At 32.7% G+C, this 20,788-nt stretch carries 22 protein-coding genes; 5 read left to right on the top strand and 17 right to left on the bottom strand.

The features are described from left to right. Window positions 1-18 precede the first annotated feature (18 nt). The gene (locus M890_RS0111925) at window positions 19-621 is read left to right on the top strand and encodes a hypothetical protein (protein ID WP_028283757.1); all 603 of its coding nucleotides are present in this window, start codon (window positions 19-21) and stop codon (window positions 619-621) included. Here the strand turns inward: M890_RS0111925 and M890_RS0111920 are convergent. Continuing rightward, window positions 618-2,378, bottom strand: coding sequence for an aromatic amino acid hydroxylase (locus M890_RS0111920; protein WP_028283756.1), 1,761 nt, complete (start codon window positions 2,376-2,378; stop codon window positions 618-620). The two genes, M890_RS0111925 and M890_RS0111920, sit on opposite strands and share 4 nt — an antisense overlap. Before the next feature lie 106 nt (window positions 2,379-2,484). Between M890_RS0111920 and M890_RS0111915 the strand changes: the two genes are divergently transcribed. Both M890_RS0111915 and M890_RS0111910 read left to right on the top strand, forming a co-directional pair. Further along, the gene (locus tag M890_RS0111915) at window positions 2,485-2,772 is read left to right on the top strand and encodes a Sec-independent protein translocase subunit TatA/TatB (protein WP_028283755.1); all 288 of its coding nucleotides are present in this window, start codon (window positions 2,485-2,487) and stop codon (window positions 2,770-2,772) included. A 240-nt stretch (window positions 2,773-3,012) separates the two neighbouring features. After that, window positions 3,013-4,527 carry a S8 family peptidase gene (locus tag M890_RS0111910; protein ID WP_028283754.1) on the top strand — a complete coding sequence of 505 codons (1,515 nt, stop codon included), beginning with the start codon at window positions 3,013-3,015 and terminating at the stop codon, window positions 4,525-4,527. A 69-nt stretch (window positions 4,528-4,596) separates the two neighbouring features. Here M890_RS0111910 and M890_RS0111905 read toward each other — a convergent pair whose 3' ends face one another. Next, complete coding sequence (locus M890_RS0111905) at window positions 4,597-5,127, bottom strand: DUF421 domain-containing protein (protein ID WP_028283753.1); 531 nt, start codon at window positions 5,125-5,127, stop codon at window positions 4,597-4,599. Window positions 5,128-5,237: 110 nt separating this feature from the next. Beyond that, a complete protein-coding gene (locus tag M890_RS0111900; RefSeq protein ID WP_028283752.1) occupies window positions 5,238-5,744 on the bottom strand; it encodes a hypothetical protein in 507 nt (168 codons plus the stop codon). Window positions 5,745-5,935: 191 nt separating this feature from the next. Between M890_RS0111900 and M890_RS0111895 the strand changes: the two genes are divergently transcribed. After that, a complete protein-coding gene (locus M890_RS0111895) occupies window positions 5,936-6,979 on the top strand; it encodes a flavin-containing monooxygenase (RefSeq protein WP_028283751.1) in 1,044 nt (347 codons plus the stop codon). A 10-nt stretch (window positions 6,980-6,989) separates the two neighbouring features. Here the strand turns inward: M890_RS0111895 and M890_RS0111890 are convergent, their stop codons facing one another. From M890_RS0111890 to M890_RS0111820, 13 genes are all read right to left on the bottom strand, one after another. Then, the gene (locus M890_RS0111890) at window positions 6,990-7,391 is read right to left on the bottom strand and encodes a DUF3037 domain-containing protein (protein WP_028283750.1); all 402 of its coding nucleotides are present in this window, start codon (window positions 7,389-7,391) and stop codon (window positions 6,990-6,992) included. Continuing rightward, window positions 7,381-8,160, bottom strand: coding sequence for a HipA family kinase (locus M890_RS0111885; protein ID WP_028283749.1), 780 nt, complete (start codon window positions 8,158-8,160; stop codon window positions 7,381-7,383). Before M890_RS0111885 ends, M890_RS0111890 begins: the two co-directional genes overlap by 11 nt. A gap of 8 nt (window positions 8,161-8,168) precedes the next feature. After that, on the bottom strand, window positions 8,169-8,810 hold the full coding sequence (locus M890_RS0111880) for an O-methyltransferase (protein ID WP_028283748.1): 642 nt from the start codon (window positions 8,808-8,810) through the stop codon (window positions 8,169-8,171). Between the two features lie 9 nt (window positions 8,811-8,819). Beyond that, complete coding sequence (locus M890_RS16985) at window positions 8,820-8,951, bottom strand: hypothetical protein (RefSeq protein WP_262496333.1); 132 nt, start codon at window positions 8,949-8,951, stop codon at window positions 8,820-8,822. Then, window positions 8,951-10,036: an amidohydrolase family protein gene (locus M890_RS0111870; RefSeq protein WP_028283747.1), complete on the bottom strand. Its 1,086-nt coding sequence runs from the start codon at window positions 10,034-10,036 to the stop codon at window positions 8,951-8,953. The genes M890_RS16985 and M890_RS0111870 overlap by 1 nt, the downstream gene beginning before the upstream one ends. Before the next feature lie 310 nt (window positions 10,037-10,346). Continuing rightward, entirely contained in the window at window positions 10,347-10,883 is a 537-nt protein-coding gene (locus M890_RS0111860) for a 3-hydroxyanthranilate 3,4-dioxygenase (protein WP_028283746.1), read from the bottom strand. A 189-nt stretch (window positions 10,884-11,072) separates the two neighbouring features. Continuing rightward, window positions 11,073-11,855, bottom strand: coding sequence for an SDR family oxidoreductase (locus M890_RS0111855; RefSeq protein ID WP_028283745.1), 783 nt, complete (start codon window positions 11,853-11,855; stop codon window positions 11,073-11,075). 146 nt (window positions 11,856-12,001) lie between these two features. Next, window positions 12,002-12,322, bottom strand: a complete 321-nt coding sequence (locus tag M890_RS0111850) for a GIY-YIG nuclease family protein (protein WP_028283744.1) — start codon at window positions 12,320-12,322, stop codon at window positions 12,002-12,004. A gap of 118 nt (window positions 12,323-12,440) precedes the next feature. Next, entirely contained in the window at window positions 12,441-13,877 is a 1,437-nt protein-coding gene (locus M890_RS0111845; RefSeq protein ID WP_028283743.1) for an aldehyde dehydrogenase, read from the bottom strand. After that, entirely contained in the window at window positions 13,878-14,285 is a 408-nt protein-coding gene (locus M890_RS0111840; protein WP_028283742.1) for a RidA family protein, read from the bottom strand. 86 nt (window positions 14,286-14,371) lie between these two features. Next, window positions 14,372-15,769 (bottom strand): FAD-dependent oxidoreductase, encoded by a 1,398-nt coding sequence (locus M890_RS0111835; RefSeq protein WP_028283741.1) that lies wholly within the window; start codon window positions 15,767-15,769, stop codon window positions 14,372-14,374. A gap of 344 nt (window positions 15,770-16,113) precedes the next feature. Further along, window positions 16,114-17,379 (bottom strand): kynureninase, encoded by a 1,266-nt coding sequence (gene kynU / locus M890_RS0111825; protein WP_028283739.1) that lies wholly within the window; start codon window positions 17,377-17,379, stop codon window positions 16,114-16,116. A 177-nt stretch (window positions 17,380-17,556) separates the two neighbouring features. Next, window positions 17,557-18,216 carry a hypothetical protein gene (locus tag M890_RS0111820; RefSeq protein ID WP_028283738.1) on the bottom strand — a complete coding sequence of 220 codons (660 nt, stop codon included), beginning with the start codon at window positions 18,214-18,216 and terminating at the stop codon, window positions 17,557-17,559. Between the two features lie 77 nt (window positions 18,217-18,293). Between M890_RS0111820 and M890_RS0111815 the strand changes: the two genes are divergently transcribed. Then, the gene (locus tag M890_RS0111815) at window positions 18,294-19,088 is read left to right on the top strand and encodes a class I SAM-dependent methyltransferase (protein WP_028283737.1); all 795 of its coding nucleotides are present in this window, start codon (window positions 18,294-18,296) and stop codon (window positions 19,086-19,088) included. On the opposite strand, the gene M890_RS16115 is transcribed toward M890_RS0111815, so the two are convergent. Beyond that, entirely contained in the window at window positions 19,085-20,662 is a 1,578-nt protein-coding gene (locus M890_RS16115) for a T9SS type A sorting domain-containing protein (protein ID WP_051437519.1), read from the bottom strand. The two genes, M890_RS0111815 and M890_RS16115, sit on opposite strands and share 4 nt — an antisense overlap. Window positions 20,663-20,788 lie beyond the last annotated feature (126 nt).

Here is a 20,788-nt window from a genome sequence, read left to right as displayed (position 1 = left end):
AATTTATAAAACATATAAATGCAAAAATTAAAAATCTTCTACACGTATGTTATTGTATCTAGTATTTTAACGTTATTTAATAATGGATTTATAGTGTTAAATTTAAGTGCTATAGTTAGTGTATTAGGTATTGTAGCTTCAATTTTGTTTTTTGCTAAAAAGTTTAATTTCTACTATTTAGCTATACTATGGATAGTATCTCAAATCCCTTACGTAGCATATCAAAATGATATTTTTGATTTGTCTCAATTTTTACACTTTCATTTAGCAATAACTATTGGTCAATTATCAGTTGGTGTAAATGCACAAGTTATATTGCTGACTTTGGTAATTAAAGACATATTACTATCAAAACACTTATTTAAAACGTTGACTTTTAATGCTTATTTCGAAAATGACATTCTTAAAAGAGAAGATTTCTATAGTTTTATTCCTGTTGATATACAATCTAAAAAGCTAATTGGTGTGTCAGAAATTGTGATTGAAAATGTAGCATATACCAATATACAGTTTACGCCTTTACAGGAACAACAGGTTAAAAAAGCATCTATTGTTATGTCTTCATTTAATGAAGAAAATACAATTAAAGCGACCGTGCAATTTAGTATTGCAAAATCTTAAACCACAATCTCCTGACTAGCAATCTTAATACCATCGTCAATTAAATGTCCTACTTCAGGTCTGTTTTGTTTAATTGTTTCTAAATGATCCAAAATAGTATTACATAGTTCATTTTCATTTCCTTTTTTAGCTAATTCAAACAACTCAACTGGTAATAACCAATCCGTCGGAAAACGGTTAATTAATTGCTCTAACACTTTAGTTCTAGAAATAGTAAAGTTAGTACCTTCTCTGTAATCACGTACTTGTTTGTATAGCGCTATAAGTTCTAGTTTTTCAGGTGATTTTTCCTCATGTATAGTTGTGCTACTAATGGTATGAGTAATTAAATCAAAACTTTGTAAATCCGCAGTACCAGAATATCCTGATACGACTTCTTTACCAACAGCCATATCATATTGTCCCCATTCTGGTTCAAATAAAATAGTATCGTTATGGGTTACTGTACAGTTTTTAAAGCTAATTAATATAATTTTACCTTGCAGATTTCTAGTTCCAGTAATAATTTCACCTTTTACCACAATACCACCTTCAAACTCTAAAGTAACTGTTTCACCTTCATAAATATCGTAAGCGCGTAAATCTCTAGGCGACATGTCTTCAATAGCCAAATTAATACCTTTTAATTTACCAATTGGCGAACCAAAACCATCAGGATGCTCTAAAGTACTATGTCCAACTAATTCTTTATCTCTGTTAGCTAAGGCTGTTTTTCCGGTCGTTTGGATGTAGCTTACTTTACCATTATGTTCTATCATATTAGTAAATACACCAGATATTTGTAAACCAGTACTCAGCTCTATAGTTCCTAAAGCTTCGCTTTGTATCAGTTTTTTAATAGCACTTGGTCCACCAGTACGCAATGCCATAGTATTTGCAAATTCTTCTAAAACTAAACTTAGATGTGCAAAATCCGGAGTGACATATAATTGTGGTTGTGGTTTTGTAATATCAAAATTCTGGAAAGTTGCATCGATAGTGTAAGGCAGTTTTTTTACCTTATCAGTCATACACCAAGCACTCTCACCAATAGACGATAGTAAACCTGCACCATAAATTTTAGGATTATCTATTGTACCAATTAAACCATACTCAACCGTCCACCAATGTAAATTTCTAATCAAAGCCATTTCACTTGGTTCACCCATATTATTCTGTAAATCTTCAACCGCTTTTTCGGCTAAATCAATTTGATCCTGTGGTGTATTAGGTGCTTCCTTAATAATTGATAAGTGTCGCACAGCTTCATATAACTCGTAATCTTTGGCAGAACTGATTGCTTTACAACCAATCTCACCAAAACGTCTTAAATACTCAGCATACTCAGGGTTAGCAATAATTGGTGCATGACCAGCACCTTCATGGATAATATCAGGAGCAGGTGTATACTCAATATGTTCCAATTGTCTAATATCACTAGCAATAACTAGGACATTATACGCCTGAAACTCCATAAAAGCATTAGGAGGTATAAAACCATCCACAGCAACAGCAGCCCAACCAATAGCTTTTAAAATACGGTTCATACCATACATGTTTGGTATAGCATCCACACTTATACCTGTCTGTTGCAAGCCTTCTAGGTATGTACTATGCGCTACCTGACTAAGGTAATCTACATTTTTACGCATAGCATAACGCCAAACTGCTTGATCAATAGCAGAGTAATCCTCATAATCCTGAGGTTTAATAAATTGTCTTAAATGCTTAGGTAAACGATCTAAAATTGGATTAGATTCAATATTTTTAAACGCCATAGTATTGTGTTTCACTTGATGTAAAAATACAAAAATCGTACTAAAAGACTCTTAAAAAAAACAGTAGTTTATTCAAACAATCAAAACAACTTAGTATATTTGTACCATGATTAAATTAGCAACATTTTTATTTATAAGCGGAGGAGAAATATTTTTCATCCTACTTATCGTTGTTATGGTATTTGGTGCTAAAAATGTACCAGAAATTGCCAAAGGTTTAGGTAAAGGTATGCGCCAACTTAAAGACGCAACTAACGATATTAAAACCGAAATCACTAAATCTGCAGAACGTAACGGTTTGGACACAAGCATCACCAATGATGTAAACGAAGAGCTTAAAAAAGTTAAAGACGATCTAGAAGAGTTTACAGGATCTGTACGTCGTAAACTATAAACCCAAAATTATTTTAACTATTAGGGCGTTACCACAAGGGTCGCGTCATCCATTATATCTTTTTTTGCCATATATGGCAGCAAAAAAAGGATGTCATTGCTACCGCTAACGCAATGTAGTACTCTTAAAAAGGTATTGATTTACTACTTTATGTGTTGTCTAATTGTTAATTTGTCAAATTTGTTAACTTTTTTTTAAGAATAATTTATATATTTAAGCATCAACCTTAAACTATATAAAATGAAAAAACATGTAATTAAATTGTCATTGCTTTTAGTGACATTTGCTTTTTTTAATGCTTGTCAGGACGAGGCCTATCTAGACAATCCAGAAGAAACCACAATTAACGACGACCAAAAAGCAGCATTGACTATCCCAGAAATTAATGCTATAATTAATACAAGTCTTACTGAAACCGGAAGCTTTGACTGGAAAGATGTAACGCCTCATACCTTATGGAGTGCAGTAGTTAGAGGTAATAATATCCTAACGATAGGATATGGAGAAGAAGGAGAAAGTTTTGCAGAGGTTAAGTCAGAACGTTTAAAGTCAACCTTAGCTACTATTGAACAATTAGTAGAAGCTAATGAAGCTTATAAAAAAAGCGAAAAGACCATGTTTGAACATGAAATAATAAATGTTGTAGACGTTAAAGTAGAAAACTTTATAACCATTAAACAATTGTTGGAAGCAGATGGTGTTAGATATTTAGAGCCTAACGGTTATAACCACTACGAAACCGTAAATAATGCACGCTCAAGCTCAGGATGTGATAAAAATGCAGATGCAATAAACGCATCGCATTACACAACAATAGCACCAAACAATGCACAAGTGTCTTGGCATTTTAACAAACATAATATTCCGCAAGCTTGGAACTATAGTACTGGATCAGGTATTACTATTGGGTTAATTGATACAGGTGTGTCAGCATCTCAAAGCTTATTAAACACCTCAGGAATTAATGATGGATATTCTAACGGTCGTTTTGTTCAAAAATATGGAACCTTTATTGACTCGTCATGGTGGTGGTCTAATAATTATGATGGACCTCATGATAAATGTGGACACGGTACAGCTATGGCATCAACTATGGCAGCACCACGTAATGATAATGGTATGCCAGTTGGTGTAGCATATAATGCAAACTTAGTAGCTTACAGAGCAACAGAAGATGTTTTACTTAACGACTATCATGAGCGTAAAGGTGTGTCTGCAGCATTAACACAATTAGGAAACAGAAGTGACGTAAAGATTATATCTATGTCAATTGGTTATGTATGGTCTATTGGTAATATTAAAGATGCTGTTAAATATGCATATAGTAAAGGTAAATTAATTTTTGCAGCAGGTGGGACGTCAACTAGTTTTACAAATGGTTATGGTGTAATTTTTCCTGCAACTATGTCTGAGACTGTTGCTGTAACTGGAGTTGATGATGGTCCTAATTACGACAGATGCGAAGTGTGTCACAGTGGAGATAAAATAGATTTTACAATTATTATGGAAGGTGATAATAATACTAGTAAAGCACCTCCAGTTTTAGGTTTTTATAATGGAGATAGACGTTACACAGGTGGATCATCTGTAGCAACAGCAACTACAGCAGGTATTGCAGCATTAGTTTGGTCAAGACATCCATCTTGGTCTAGAACACAAGTGTTAAATAAATTAAAGCAATCTGCCCAGTTTTATCCTAACAAGAACAGTAGTTTTGGTTATGGTAACATTGACGCCTTACAAGCAGTTCAGTAAAGTTTTTAGTGTTAATTTAAAAAGCCTCTCAATATTTTGAGAGGCTTTTTTATTTTATAATACTTTTGATTAAGGTGTTTCTCTAACACCTTTTAAGAGTTCAGCACTTAAATTTGTGTCGTCAGATTCAGAGGATTTATGTAATACAGATATATCTCCTGTAGATTCTAAAACCACAGCTTCAATTTGTTTAAAGTCTAACACATTTGCTTCTCTTAACTTAGCTATTAATTGAGACTTTTCAATTCTAGCATGTTTTAAATTGTCATGTAAAATGGTTTGGCCTTTCATTAATAATAAAGGCTTATTTGATATTAAAGTGTTTATACTAGGAAACTTTTTTTGTAAAGTAGAGAAGATATAAGTTAAAAATAGTAAGGCTGCAATTGCAACACTACCATGTGTTATTGACGTACTTGATGTTAAAGTTGAAGAAATAATACTACCTATAGCAATAGTAAAAGCAAAGTCATAAGCTGTAAATTTAGCAAACGAGCGTAATCCTATTATTCTAGTTAATAAAATAATGACTACAAATAATATAAGGCTACCTACAATTGTCTCCCATAAAGGGTCATTTAAAGAATATATCCAATCCATATTTACGATTTAGTGATTAATATTTTACGTTATAGCCTAAATTTCGTGAAAATATATGGCAATAGGAAACTTTAGTTAAATGTTGTTAAATTGCTAGTTGCTACCTGCAATTATAATATTTGTTTTACTTTTTTTATAAGTTGCTTGTTTTTGGTTTTAAGGATAAGGACACCACATTTGGCTTGCTCTCCAAATAAAGCAGCAGCTTCAGCCTGTTTTATAATATAAAAATCTTCAATATTATTTAAGTTTATTAATTTTAGAACCATTGTCGTTTTAGGATACGCTATAGGATCAAGTAAATAATAATTAGGTTCGTTTAAATTTATTAAAAACTGAATTTTGCAATCGCACTCTATTTTTTCTTTGGGTAAAATAGGGTTGCTTTTGTTTTTAAATTGAATTCTAGAATTTGCAGTTTTAGCTGTAAATAATGTATCTGCGTTGATTTTATGTTTTATTAATTCAATTTTATTACTTTTTAATACTTGACTTTCAAAATTATTAAGCCATTCAATATTGTCATACAATGTTAATGTGCTATCCTTAATAGTATTTTGAGCACTAATTGTTTGCCCAATTATTATTATAAAGAATATTATTAATTTATACTTCATTTAATAAAAGTATACTATTTAGCTTATTAAATAATTAGTAATTAGTGAAAAAGGCGTTTGGTCGAGTTAAGTCTTTTTTTAATGAGTATTATCAATAGGTTTAACAACCATGAATTAATCTTGAGCTTGTCTTTATTGCTTAGATTGACAAATTGTGGGTACTTTTACACCTAATTTAAAAAGGAACTTAGATGTTGGATTATGTAGTAATTGGAGGCGCACAAGCTGGTTTAGCTATGGCTTATCATTTAAAACAAATGAATGTAGATTTTTTAGTTATTGATGGCGAAGCCGAAATTGGAGCATCATGGCTAAATCGATGGGATTCTTTAAAGTTATTTACACCAACAGAATATAACCATTTACCAGGTTTAAAATTTGATGCACCAAAAGGTTATTACCCAACTAAGGTTGATGTTGCTAATTATTTTAAGAATTATGTTACAGAATTTGATATTCCTGTGCAGTTAAATACTTTAGTAACGTCTGTTTCAAAAACTGAAAGAGGTTTTTATGTTCAGCATAAAAATGGTCAAATAGAAGCTAAAAATGTAGTTGTCGCAACAGGTCCATTCCATATACCATACACACCACCTTGTCATACTAAAATTTCCAAAAGCACTTTGCAAATGCATAGTAATTACTACAAAGGTGTTAAGCAATTACAACAAGGAGATGCATTGGTTGTAGGAGGAGGAGATTCTGGTTATCAAATACTAAATGAAATCTCTAAGGATGCATCTAGAACGGTTTACTTTTCTGGCGATACAACAGTAAAGTCTTTACCACAAAATTTTTTGGGTAAAACGTTGTGGTGGTGGTTTACTGTAGTTGGTTTTTTAAGTTATAGTAAGTATAGTTGGATTGGGAAAAAAATAAACTCATCTACACAGCCTGTCATTGGTACAGATGTTAAAGAGATTTTGTCTAAAAAAAACGTAATAGCTGTAGGACGTACAAAAGATGCTTTAAACAATGATGTTTTTTTTGAAAGGCAAAAAGTTTCAACAATAAAAAATGTGATTTGGGCAACAGGTTATCGTCCTAATTTTAAATGGATTCAGGGTTTAGAGCTAGATGCTAATGGGTATCCAAAAAATTATAGAGGTGTTAGCAATATAGATGGCTTATACTTTATAGGTTTACCATGGATGTTTACTCGTGGTTCTGCAACGTTAGGAGGAGTGTCTAAAGATGCTAGTTATTTAGCTAATAGAATGTTTAATAAAGAGTAATCAAAAAAAATTAATATTCAGTTTTATCACACAAAACATAAGACTTAAAAATGTCTTCTAGTTCTTTTTCAGGATCATTTGTTAATCCAGAATGAGTTTTAGAACTTTGTATTATTGTACTTCTTGTAGCTGCTAACCATCTAAATCTATCAGATATTTCAAATTGACTAATTGTTCCTGCAGATGCATCGCCTTTACAAATTAATTCCCACGATTTCAGGTAGTTATTTAAAGTATCTAAATCTAAATCACATCCAAATGCATTTAATTTAGATTCATTAATTTTGTATTTAACTCCAACAAATTTTTTGCGTTTGGAGTACAATATAACTCCAATATTAAAAAACTCTTCACGTTCCACTTTAGGTACAAGCCTAATAATTGCGTATTCAAAAGTAACTTTATCTTGCATCTTTCGCTTCTTTAACTAGTGAATCTATCATGGTGAGTTTAGCTTCTAAATAGTCTATATAAGCTGCTCTTATTTGTGTTGGTGTTAAGGTGTCAGACTCGTTTAATAACCAATCTTCAGGTATTGTATTTATAATGTTTTGAATAGTATCTTTATCTAAAGCTTTAATTATTTCTTTTGAAGCATTGTCTAAATCCGTTGCACGACTTAGTAGTACATGGTCTTTTATTAACGGAAAAGTTCTTGTTAAATGAGTGCTCCATGTGTCCCAATTATGATGAAAATAAAAGCTTGCTCCATTATCTATAACCCATAATTCTTTATTCCAATTTAGGATATTTGGATTTTTAGAAGTCCTATCTATATTACTAATAATACTATCCAATAATACCACTTTAGAGGCTGTTTTAGCATCTGCAACAGATGCTAAAGGGTCAAAAGTTATAGAGCCACTTAAATAATGCAACCCTAAGTTTAAGCCAACGCTAAATTTAAGTAAGTCTTGTATTTCTTCGTCAGGTTCCATTTTACTAAACGAATCGTCTAAATTCATAAACACCAATTCCGGTACTTTTAAACCTATAGCTCGTGCTAATTCGCCTCCAATAAATTCGGCTATCAAAGCCTTTTTGCCTTGTCCAGCTCCTCTAAATTTTAAGACATATAAAAAATCGTCGCTAGCTTTTACAATAGCAGGTAAAGAACCACCTTCTCTTAAAGGTGTGACGTATTGTGTGACATCAACGGTTCTTATATCTAATTTACTCATTAGTAATATTATATTTTGCGGCTAATAGTTAAACCATCTCTAATAGGTAATAAAACGGTTTCGATTCTTGGATCTTCTTTTAAAAGTGTATTAAACTCTAAAACAACATTAGTAGAAACGTCTTTAGCATCAACAGGTTCAATCACTTTTCCATGCCATAATACATTATCAGAAAGTATGATGCCTCCTGGATTTAGTTTGTCAATAATTAAATGAAAGTAATTAACGTAGTTAGGTTTGTCAGCATCAATAAAAACCAAATCAAAGGTTTTATCTAATGTTGGTAATATATCTATTGCACTCCCTAAGTGTTGATGTATTTGTGTTCCGTAACCAGATTTGTCAAAATATTTACGCTGAAAATCTTCTAATTCTTCATTAACATCAATAGTATGTATTTCGCCTTCTGGATGCAAGCCTTCTGCTAAACAAAGCGTTGCATAACCAGTAAAAGTACCAAGTTCTAAAATAGATTTTGGTCTAATTAATTTAGAAATCATGCTTAGCACGCGACCTTGGTAAGGTCCAGACAACATAATTGGCTGTAATATTTTTTGATAAGTTTCTCTAGTTAATTGTTGTAATAATTCTGGCTCATCTTGACTGTGAGCAACAACATAGTCGTCTAATTTTTCTGGTAAAAAGTACATAAATAATGTTTAACCTATTATAGTGTTGTAAAGTGCTTTTACTAGAAGCGCAAGGAGTACTACTGCCATGACTATTAATGGAATAATGGTTTTAAATTTAATGTAGTTTGCTACGCTATCCCAAAAAGATTCTTTTTTCATTAACCCAATATTCGTTTTACAAGTTTGTCTTTAGCAGCTTGGTCATCTCCACATAACCATTGGATCACGTTATCTTCCCAAATAGCATCTCGTTCTGTTTCTGTAATAATTTTTCGTTCTATAGCTAAATCTAAAATTTTTCCAGGATACGAGCTTTGTTTCTCGCTTTCCATTTCCCCTAAAGGATAAGGATCGTCAAGTCCCATTAATACCTGTTTAGAACCTTGGTTTTTTAATAATAAATCTAATCCACCAGTATCATGTACTAAGGTATCGAAAAATATGTTTTTATGTCCAACCGCTTTTCTTGGGTGACTTTTACCTTCAAATAAATCTGGTCTACCATCAAAACCTTGAATACGTCTTCCTAAGTTTATTTGTGCTAATTGTCCACCATGCGCAAAACAAGTTCTCATATTTGGGTACTTATCTTGGTAACCGTTTAAAGTTAAAAAGTGGTAGGCATCTGCACATTGTGCTAGCATCCATATTAAGTGAAAACGCCAAGACGTGTTTTCTAGTTTTATAAATTTTTCACCATCGTAAGGGTGTATTTCTACAGCTAGATTATACTTGTTAGCCATTTCAAAAATAGGCTCGTTTTCTTCGTCAAAAATACAACGCCAAGTTCCAATAGTATCCATATAATGGGTTGGTAAGCAAAGTAATTGCATACCTAATTCTTCCACACAACGCTCAATTTCCCAACAGGCTCCTCTAACAAAACCAGGATGTACTACAAAACCACAAGTAAATTTACTTGGGTTTTCGCGTTGTACTTTAGCATTAAAATCGTTTTGAAATTTAAGCGCTTGCTTCATTTCTTCCACACGCAAACCATTACCATATAATTGCGATAAATTTAAAACAACTGCATGGTCAATTTTAAAACGTTCCATCCAAGCTAGTTTTTCATCTAAAAAGAAACTAGAATCTGTAATTGGTCTGTTCCAATCTTTTTGAAGCATAAATTTTCGGTCTTTATCCACCCAAAAAATTTCTTTGTCTTGCATAAACTGAGGGATTTCCTCTGGATATGGCAATAAGTGTGAGTGACCGTTAATTCTAAGTTTACGTGTTTCCATATTCACTTCCCACGAAAGTGGGAATCTTGTTAATCGGAGTTCAAGTTGTTTTTGAACTTCTTTGGTTATATTGTTTCTCTATTCATTTTTTGCTTGTCCAAAAAACGAACCAAAAAAAGACATCCAAGCCAAGGAATTTTTCAGTTTTAAACTGAAAACCGATACGAAAACTTCGCGTCGAACAAAGTTCTCCTGCTCTCGAAGCTTTTCTTTATCTATTCTTCGCCTTGGCATTCAATTTTACAAATTGATTTGGGACTTTCAATTAAGCTAATGTTATTTTTAATCCCAACTTTGTTGCTTTTGCTAACTAGTCTTCTAACTTAACCTTTTTTGGTGGTTCCATAATTTCACCACAATTAGGGCAAGTGCGTTTGTCTTTATCGCCATAATATTTATCAAATATTTTAGGCATATCAGTTTCAATATTTTTGACTGTAAAATCTTCTTCGTAAAGTTTTGTTGTACAATTTTCACAGAACCAAAGTAAAGCATCTTGTACACCTTTTTCTCTTGGATATTCAATCACTAAGCCAACAGTATTTGCACCACGTTGTGGCGAATGTGGTACTTTTGGAGGTAATAAAAATATTTCTCCTTCCTTAATATGTATATCTTTTGGGACACCGTCTTCTATTACTTTTAAGACAATATCTCCTTCAATTTGATGGAAAAATTCAGGTGTTTCGTTGTAATGGTAGTCCTTTCTATTATTTGGTCCACCAACAACCATAACAATAAAATCACCATCTTTCCACACTACTTTATTGCCAACAGGTGGTTTTAAAAGATGTCTATTTTCTTCAATCCAAGCTTTAAAATTTACAGGTGGATATAATTTACTCATGGTATAATATTTTGGGCGTTACCCTAAAAAGGGTCAGGCTTTCAAGGCTCGCTCTCTGCGAGGAGCTCAAACAAACCTTTCAAACCTTTAGGTTCACGAAATCAATATTTTAAAATATTAATCTGTGAGTAATCCTTAACGCAGATTCATCAATTCAATAAAATTAGTGATAAAAAACGAAATAAAGAATTATAAACTCTTTGTTCTTCCTCCATCTACAGGAAGATTAATTCCGTTAATGTAACTCGCACGTTCGCTTGCTAAAAAGGTAATGGCATCAGCCAATTCTTCTGGCTTTGCAAAACGTTTTGCAGGCACAGCGCTTTTCATAGCATTTGCAGATTCTTCTTCGGTGTTTCCAGATTTAACCGATTTATTTTTAATAATTTCAGCCAAACGATCTGTTCCTGTAGCTCCTGGTAAAACATTGTTTACAGTAATACCAAATTGGCCAAGTTCGTTTGCCAAGGTTTTACTCCAATTGGCAACAGCACCACGAATGGTATTACTCACACCAAGACCATCTAAAGGTTGTTTTACTGATGTAGAAATTACATTTATAATGCGACCAAAGCCTTCATTTTTCATAAACGGAACCACTGCTTGTGCTAACACGTGATTACATTTTAAATGCTGAGTAAAAGCAGCTTCAAATTCATCAATAGCTGCCGAAAATACTGGTCCTCCTTTTGGTCCTCCTGTATTATTTACTAATACATGAAACCCATGATTCTCTTTTACGTAAGCTTCTACCTTTTCTTTTAACGCTTTCGGGTTAGAAAAATCGGCAACAATGTAATCGTGGTTTCTATGCTGAGGTAACTCTGTTAATGTTGCTTTTAGCTTGTCTTCATTTCTAGCAATAAGGGTTACTTGTACACCTTCTTCTGCTAAAGCTATTGCTGTTGCTCTTCCTATTCCTGCTGTGCTTCCGCACACTAATGCGTATTTATTGTTTAGTTGTAAATCCATAATCTTAGTCTGATCGAGTTCAGTCGAGACATTGCTCTCAATTGATAATTATTTTTTATTTAGAAACCTCTCGACTGCGCTCGAGGAGACAATCTTGTTTCAGTTTATATTTTGTGTTTTATGTCTGGTCGAGCGCAGTAGAGACCTTAATCACTTTCTGTATTATATTTAGCATGACTAGCATTTCTACATTCAGATAAAATTTGTAATAAATCAAATTCACCATTAGCTAATGCATATTTCTTTTTTGAACTCCACTTTTTTATTTTCTTTTCAAAAAATATTGCTTGTTCAATATCGTTAAATTCTTGATGAAAAATTAACTTTAATGGTCTTCTTTTAAAAGTAAAACAATTTTTGTTTAATCCATTTTGGTGCTCTTCAAATCTTCTGGAAATGTTATTTGTAACTCCTGTATAGGTTAAGTTATCTAAACATTGTAATATATAAACAAAATAAGTTTTCATAATAAACCTCTCGACTGCGCTCGAGGAGACATTTCGTTTTAATTTATATTTTAATTTTATGTCTGGTCTAGCCTGTGGTTTAGGCCTAAGATAGACTCTGTCGCGACCTCACTCATTACTAGTATTTAATACAAACATTTTTAGCTTCAGTAAAAAAGCGTAACGCTTCAAAGCCACCTTCACGACCAACTCCTGAGGCTTTTACACCACCAAAAGGTGTACGTAAATCGCGCATCATCCAAGTGTTAACCCAAACTATTCCAGCTTGTAGTTGGTTGCTCATTCGCATGGTACGTTTTAAGTTGTTGGTCCACAATGTTGCAGACAAACCATACTTTACTTTGTTTGCCATTAGTAATACTTCGTCTTCCGTATTAAAAGGCATAATAGTAACTACAGGTCCAAAAATTTCTTCTTGATTTACTCTGCATTCATCGTTTGGAACTTCAATAACTGTTGGTTCTAAATAGTAACCATTTTCATAACCTTTTACAGTTACTTCATTTCCTCCACAAAGGATTGTTCCGTTTTCCGCTTTAGCGATATTTATATATTCTTTTACTTTTTCTAAATGTGGTTTGGATACTAATGCTCCAATATTTGTTGAGGCTTCTGATGGATGTCCAACTTTTAAGGCCTTCACTTTTGCAACAAAATCTTTCTTGAATTTTTCATAGATAGATGCTTCTACAAAGATTCTGCTTCCACATAGACAAATCTGACCTTGATTGGCAAAAGATGAACGCACTGTTGTGTCTAGCATATCATCATAATCGCAATCTTCAAAAATGATATTTGGGTTTTTTCCGCCTAACTCTAACGATAGTTTTTTAAACATTGGAGCTGCTACTTTTGCAATATGTGCTCCAGTTGCTGTTCCTCCTGTAAAACTGATGGCTTTTATGTCTTCATGTTCTATAATGGCTTGTCCAGTTGAACCTCCTAAGCCATGTACAATATTTAAAACGCCTTTAGGTAAACCTGCTTCGTTACAAATTTCGCCTAATAAATAAGCTGTAATTGGTGTGACTTCGCTTGGTTTAGCAACGACGCAGTTTCCTGCTGCAATTGCTGGAGCAATCTTCCAAGTAAATAAATAGAGTGGAAGGTTCCAAGGGGAAATACAACCTACAACACCAATGGGTTGGCGTAAGGTGTAATTTATGGCTTGCCCAATGCTTTCGTGACTTTCACTAGCAAACTGTGTTATGGCATTTCCGAAAAAACGAAAGTTACTTGCAGCTCTTGGTATATCTACAGCTTTTGCTAAGCTAATCGGTTTTCCGTTGTCTTTGCTTTCTGCTTCAGCAAAGCGTTGTAAGTTAGCTTCTAGTAACTCTGAAATTTTTATTAATATTCTACTACGTTCTTCTATACTCGTTTGTGACCAACTAGTAAAAGCAGTTTTGGCACTTTGATAGGCGTTTTCTACATCTTCTTTTGACGAGTTTGGTATTTGTCCGTAAACTTCTCCATTACTTGGATTGTAGTTATCTATCCATTGGTTTTGAATTGGATTGTGGAAATTTCCGTTTATGTAGTTTTGAATGTTCATTTACTGTTTTTTATAAGCCATTACTTTAATTTCAACAACCAAATCGGGATGTGGTAATTGGTGCACAGCAACAGTGGTTCTGGTTGGTCCAGTTTCTTTATCAAAAAACTCAGCGTAAGCTTTATTATAATCTGCAAAATCATTCATATTTACTAAAAAAGAAGTAACATCTACAACGTCTTTTAAACTGGCGCCAACCTTTTTAAGATTAGTATCTATGTTTTTTAAAACTTCTTGCGTTTGTGTGTAGGCGTTTAGTTTTTTAGTTCCCATTTCGTCAATAATATCAACTCCAGCAATACTATTATCTGCTCTACGAGAACTGGTTCCTGAAACAAAAATGAAATCGCCAACTTGTTTTACGTGTGGATAGGCTCCTCTTGGTGTTACTTTAGTTCCTTCGTTCATTGATTTTATATTTTTGCGTCATCCTGAATTTGTTTCAGGATTTCATTATTCTTTCTTTTTATTACTGACTGATTGCTGCTTATCAATTATTTCAGTCCAGCAATTTTGTCATCTTCCAAAATAGCTTCAGTTTCTTTTTTTACTTTATCTAAAATGACTTTTAAATCACTATCAACTGTAATTATTTTATCAGCTAACATATTTAAAATTGCTTTATCTTGAGCTCTTCCTCTTAACATTGCTTCGCGATAGCCAATGTGTTCATTAAAAGTGACTAAGCTGTATTTTGATGAATACTCATTAGGGAATTCTTTTTCTAATGCTTGTTCAATTTTTCGTTTTTCTTGAAATATAGCTTGACCAACGTGGTCTTTCATTTCATGAAAATTATCTATTGCTAAATCTGCAATAGCGTCTGTGTCTTTTTTTCTAGTTTTTTCGTATTCTGAAAAAACAGTATCCCAATTACCTTCAAACTTATCCAATACAGCATCAAACTCGACAACATCTTCAAAAGAAGCATTCATACCTTGACCATAAAAAGGGACTATTGCGTGTGCTGAATCTCCCATTAACAAGGTGTTACCTTTATAGTGCCAAGGAGAACATTTTACTGTACCTAAAGGTGCTGTTGGATTTTCAAAAAAGTCTTCTACTAGATTTGGCATCAAGGCTAAAGCATCCGGAAATTCTTTCTGAAAAAATTCTGTTACAATCTCAGGAGTGGTTAAGTTATTAAAATTATATTCACCTTGGTCATAACTTAAAAATAGTGTTACGGTAAAACTACCATCTAAATTTGGAAGTGCTATTACCATAAAGTCGCCTCTAGGCCAAATATGTAATGCGTTTTTATAAGTTTTGTAATCTCCTGTTTTTGTTGGTAAAATGCTTAACTCCTTATAACCATGTGTTAAATAATTTTGAGAAAAGCTAAATAAAAATTTACGTTCTAAATAATAACTTTTACGCAAGGCAGATCCAGCTCCATCTGTTGCTATTATGCAATCTGCATCTTCAATAAATTTATCTTTTGTAATATAATCTTCAAAAAGAGCAGTCGTATTTTCAAAATCTACAGATTTACATTTTTTATTAAAATGAATAGTAACATTTTTATGTTTTTCGGCTTCATCTAAAAGTAAAGCATTTAAGCCACCTCTTGATATTGAGTTTATATACTCATGATCACGACCACTATAATTTGATAAAAAGGTATTGCCTTCTTTGTCATGTATCATACGACCATTCATAGGAATACAAAGCGCTTCTACTTGTTTTTCAATACCAACTAGTTTCATTGCCTTGTTGCCTCTGTCTGAGAATGCTAAATTAATGGAACGACCTGCAGATATGTCTGTTTTGCGTAAGTCTGGACGCATCTCGTACACGTTAACATTATAGCCTCTTTGTCCAAGTCTTAGTGCTAGTAGGCTTCCGCAAAGTCCTGCACCAATGATTAATATGTTTTGTTTATTAGGCATGTAGTTTTTTCTTTATTTGTTGTATCTCTTCGTAAGTTAATCTTAACTTATTTAAAGATAATTGCTGTTGTTGGTTATTTGTGTCAATAAAACTTAAAGTGTTGTTAATGCTATTAAATTTTAACTTTTCAAAACCAGTATATGCTATGTTAGTTACTATGTTATCTTTAATTAATATTAATATCCTTTTATTGGTTATAAATAAATAATCCAATTGATTATTGGTGAAAAAACTTAGTAAACCAAGTATATGATAGTGCCAAAACCCAATATCACTTTTTTTCTTGAGTTTTAGTAGTATTGTTTCTTCCTTAATAATTTTATAAAAGGCATTCAAAATATAATTATAATAATTGTTTTAAACGCTCTACCATATTGTAAACGTCCTGAAAACTGTTGTATAGTGGTATAGGAGCACATCTAATAACATCAGGCTCTCTCCAGTCTGTTATAACTCCTGCATTAGTTAATTTGTCATACAAAGATTTATCTGCGTTTTTAACTTGTATAGATAGCTGGCAACCTCTTTGGTTTGGATCACTAGGTGTAATTATTTTAATGTCCTTATTGTTTAATTGGTTAATTAAAAACTCAAAATAACCAGTTAATACTTTAGATTTTTCACAAAGTTTATCAAAACCAGCCTCTTTGATTACATCTAAAGAGGCTCTGATTGCAGCCATAGATAGTATTGGAGGATTAGAAAGTTGCCAACCTTCTGCACCTGGAAGTTGATCAAATTCGTCACGCATTCTAAATCGTGTCTTTTTGTTATGACTCCACCATCCTGTAAATCTATTTAAGTCTTTACTGTTAGCATGACGCTCGTGCACAAACGCACCAGATAAACTTCCTGGTCCAGAATTTAGATATTTGTATGTGCACCAAACCGCAAAGTCTGCACCAGAATCATGCAAATTTAATTGTACGTTTCCTGCTCCATGAGCACAATCAAAACCAACAACACAGCCATGTTTGTGACCTAAATCGGTAATTCGTTTTAAATCAAAAAACTGTCCTGTATAGTAGTTTACACCACCTATCATGACTAACGCTATTTCCTCACCATGTTCTTTTAAAATGGCTTCTAAATCGTCATAATTAGCTAATTCTTCTCCCTTTCTAGCTTTCCATAGTATTAAACCGTCTTTGTCATCATAACCATGATGACGTAATTGTGACTCAACTGCGTATTTATCACTAGGGAAGGCATCAGCCTCTATTAAAATTTTATAACGTTTAGGTGTAGGTTGATAAAAACTAACCATCATAAAATGAAGGTTAGCAGTTAAAGAATTCATTACTACCACTTCAATTGGCTTTGCACCAACGATATTAGCCATAGTGTCTGTTAAAAACTCGTGGTAATGTAGCCAAGGGTTTTTACCTTCGGTATGACCTTCAACTCCTAAATTAGCCCAATCTTGAAGCTCTTGATCTATATATGTTTTTGTGATTTTAGGTTGAAGACCTAATGAATTTCCGCAGAAATAAATTAAATCCTTTCCGTTTTTATCTTTTGGAATGTGGAATTGTTGACGAAAGTCAGACAATTGGTCTTGGTCATCTAATTGTTTAGCAAAATCTAAACCTAATTTATAGTTGGTCAAAATGGTTTGTTTTTTAGGTGTCCTACAAAAATAAGAATAATTAGTTTAGAAAGGAAGTGGTTGTCCAAGACAAAAAAAGGGTTTCATAAATTTAAATTATGAAACCCTTTGAGATATATGTTGACGCGTAAAGCGGAATTAATTTATATACGTTTCAACATTAGATTTGGATTTTTATTACTCCATTTTTATTGCAATGTTAGTAAAATTTAAGTTCCAAGTATCCTCTAATTTTTTATGGTCTTTAGCGATTTTAATACCATTGTAATCTTGGTAATTTTCAAAAGATGTTATCATCGATGGTTCTGTCGCGTTACTTTTTCTAAAAATCCATTCTTTAATAATGTAGTTTTTATCGTAGTAAAAATCGTAAGCATCACCAGGTGTGTAACCACCATCATTACTATAGGTTAAAGTCAGTTTGTTAAGTTTAGTCTGGCTAATAGGAGCAATTTCTGCGATTGTATCTGTTATTGTAGTGCCTTTATCCCAAAGTATTTGAAAAGGTGCCAGCAACCAGTATTTATCATTTATAAAACCACGATCAGCCATTATTGCTGTGCTATCCATTTTGTTTCTGTTATAAGTTAACGTGTCGTTGTTAGCAATTAAAGTGACTTGATTAGTCTTTGGTTGCCATGACCATGAGCGTTCAAAATGCGTACTGTCTTTATCTACATTGAAAGTAAAATCAATTTGCGATACTTTTTTCCAGTTTGAAATTCCGTTTGCATTAGCTATTTTTTGGGCAGTAGTTAATTGTTTTTTGGTAGTTTTTACTTCTTTTTTACAAGAAAAACTAACTAGTGTAATTAGTATTAAAAGTACTTTTTTCATGATAAATTTTTTGTGCAAAGATAAGGAAGCCTTTTATTTAAAATAGAAATATTAAATTGTGAGCAAATACTAACATTATGAGGACTGAATATTTTAATACTAATAAATCCACTTGGAATCAAAAAGTAAAAATACACGCTACAAGTGATTTTTATGATATGGATGCGTTTAAAAAAGGAACAACATCATTAAAGCAGTATGAATTAAATGCGTTACCAGATGTAAAAGGGAAGTCTTTATTGCATTTACAATGTCATTTTGGTCAAGATACCCTTAGTTGGAGTAGATTAGGTGCTGAATGTGTTGGTGTTGATATTAGTGATGAAGGAGTCAAATTAGCACAAACATTAAACAATGAGTTGTCTTTAGATGCAAAATTTGTGTGTTGCAATGTTTTGGATACTTCTAAATATATTAAAGAAACTTTTGATATTGTCTTTACTAGCTATGGTGTGATTGGTTGGTTACCTGATTTAAAACCATGGGGAAAAATGATAGCAGAGCGTTTAAATAAAGGAGGTGTCTTTTATATTGCAGAGTTTCATCCAATAGTTTGGATGTATGACTATTTAGACAAAACACCTGTAATGCGTTATGCCTACAGTAGGGAAGAGGTTATATATGAAGAAGAACAAGGTACATATGCAGATGAAACTGCAGATCTACTGTCTAAGACCTATTCATGGAATCATGGTTTAGGCGAAGTTATAAATGCCTTAACCGAAGCTGGATTACACATTGACTATCTAAATGAATATGATGAAAGTCCGTATAATGTATTGCCAGATTTAGTCGAAACCAAATCTGGCAATTATGAGTTAAAAGAAAAACTGTATCCTCTTGTGTTTGAAATTAAAGCTACTAAGCTTTAGTTTTTGATAACGTACTTTGTGCTAACTTTTTTGCCTTCAACATAAATAGACATTAAATAAGAGCCACTTGAAAGATTAGATAAATCAACAGAAGATTGTCTATTATTTATGTCCTGAGCCAGCATTTCTTGACCAAGTAAATTATATAGTTTAATATTGGAAATTACAGTGTTAGACTTAATGTTTACAATGTTTTTTGTTGGATTAGGAAAGATTTTGAAAGTAAGACTATCAAACGTTTCTAACCCTAATGTGCTAGTTGTAATTTCAATGTTTTGAGTACTGTTATAAAATCTAGTTGGTGCATTGGTTAAAGAGGTAGGTCCTACAGAGTAGGTAACAACGTAATCACCAATTGTAGATGACGCTAAATCTATTTCTCCAGTATTTTGATTTATAGATAAACCAGATGGAGTACTAGTGTATATTCCACCAGTAACACCTGTAGTTAATGTTGGAGTAGGATTGGTGTCTGTTGTAATATCATAAACAGAATTGTCATAATTAAATCCTGTAAAATCGTCATAATGCGCAGCAATATACTCTGTAATTACTGTTGCATAATCTTGTGCAAAATAATATAATCTTGGCAATTGTGAGTCTGTCCTATTATAACTAGAGGTTCCGCTATATACAGTTCCTAAATCTCGTACTCGTCTATTGACTTCTGTCATAATTCCGTCAATAGTACCACCACCACCATTTAAAGAGCCACCTCCAACTAAATTAGTAGATATGCTTGGGTCACCAGAACCATGTCTAACATTACTGTAATAATCTCCTTCAAAATATTCGGTCCCAGGAAATCTGTCATCACAGCCAGTATTATAACTACTTGGTGTCGCTCTGTAACCTATTGTACGTGTGTTATCGCTACTACAAGGCGTACGTGTGCTGTTGTAGTATGCACCTCCTGTTGTTTGAAATAATTGACCTAAACTATGGTCACCTCTTAATAACTGTTCTAAAGATAGGTTTTGAAGGTTATTGTTTTTTAAATTTTGAATGGTTGAATAATTTATAGTATTACTAACACTACTACCTAAAACGGTATATTGAATATTATATCCAACATCTATTCTTTCTGGATTATGACTTTGTCCATGTAAGTCAATGTATAAGCCTTTACCGTAGTCCATAGTTACTTGTGCAGTAGCTATATCAATAAAATTGTGGTAAGCTGTAAAATACTGTACAGTCCCAGAGTTGTTACAGGTTGCAACAGACTCTATCCTGTTAGGGTCTAACTTTGAGCGACTTAGATTGTTAATTATAATATGAGGATATCCACCTGTTTGAGCATAACATTGCTTTTGTATCTCTCTAATTAAAATGTCTGTGTTGTTATCTTCTTCATTTGTACCACAACCAGATCTTGTTGCTAAATCGTTTGCTACAATTTTCCCTCCATGAGGAGCTGATATTACAATTGGTAAGTTACCAGGAATATATTCGATATATTTTTTACTACTATTATGATATTGTGATGCTTCAGGTACAGCAGCTGGTGGTGTTTGAGCAAAAATAGATAATCTAAATAGAATAGTTATCGCAATAAGTAAAGTGTGTTTCATGACAATAAATAGGTTAAGTATGGTTTGGTGGTAAATGTAATTAGTACAGGAGTTAGCAAGCCTAAAAAACGTAAACCGCTTATTTTTAATCGCTAAAATAACCTATTTATCCGATAAACAGTTTTT

The organism is Olleya marilimosa CAM030 (genome assembly GCF_000518485.1).
In the GTDB taxonomy this organism is placed as follows: Bacteria; Bacteroidota; Bacteroidia; order Flavobacteriales; family Flavobacteriaceae; genus Olleya; species Olleya marilimosa.
Note: the sequence above shows the minus strand (reverse complement) of the source record. Positions and strands in the feature narration are given on the sequence as shown.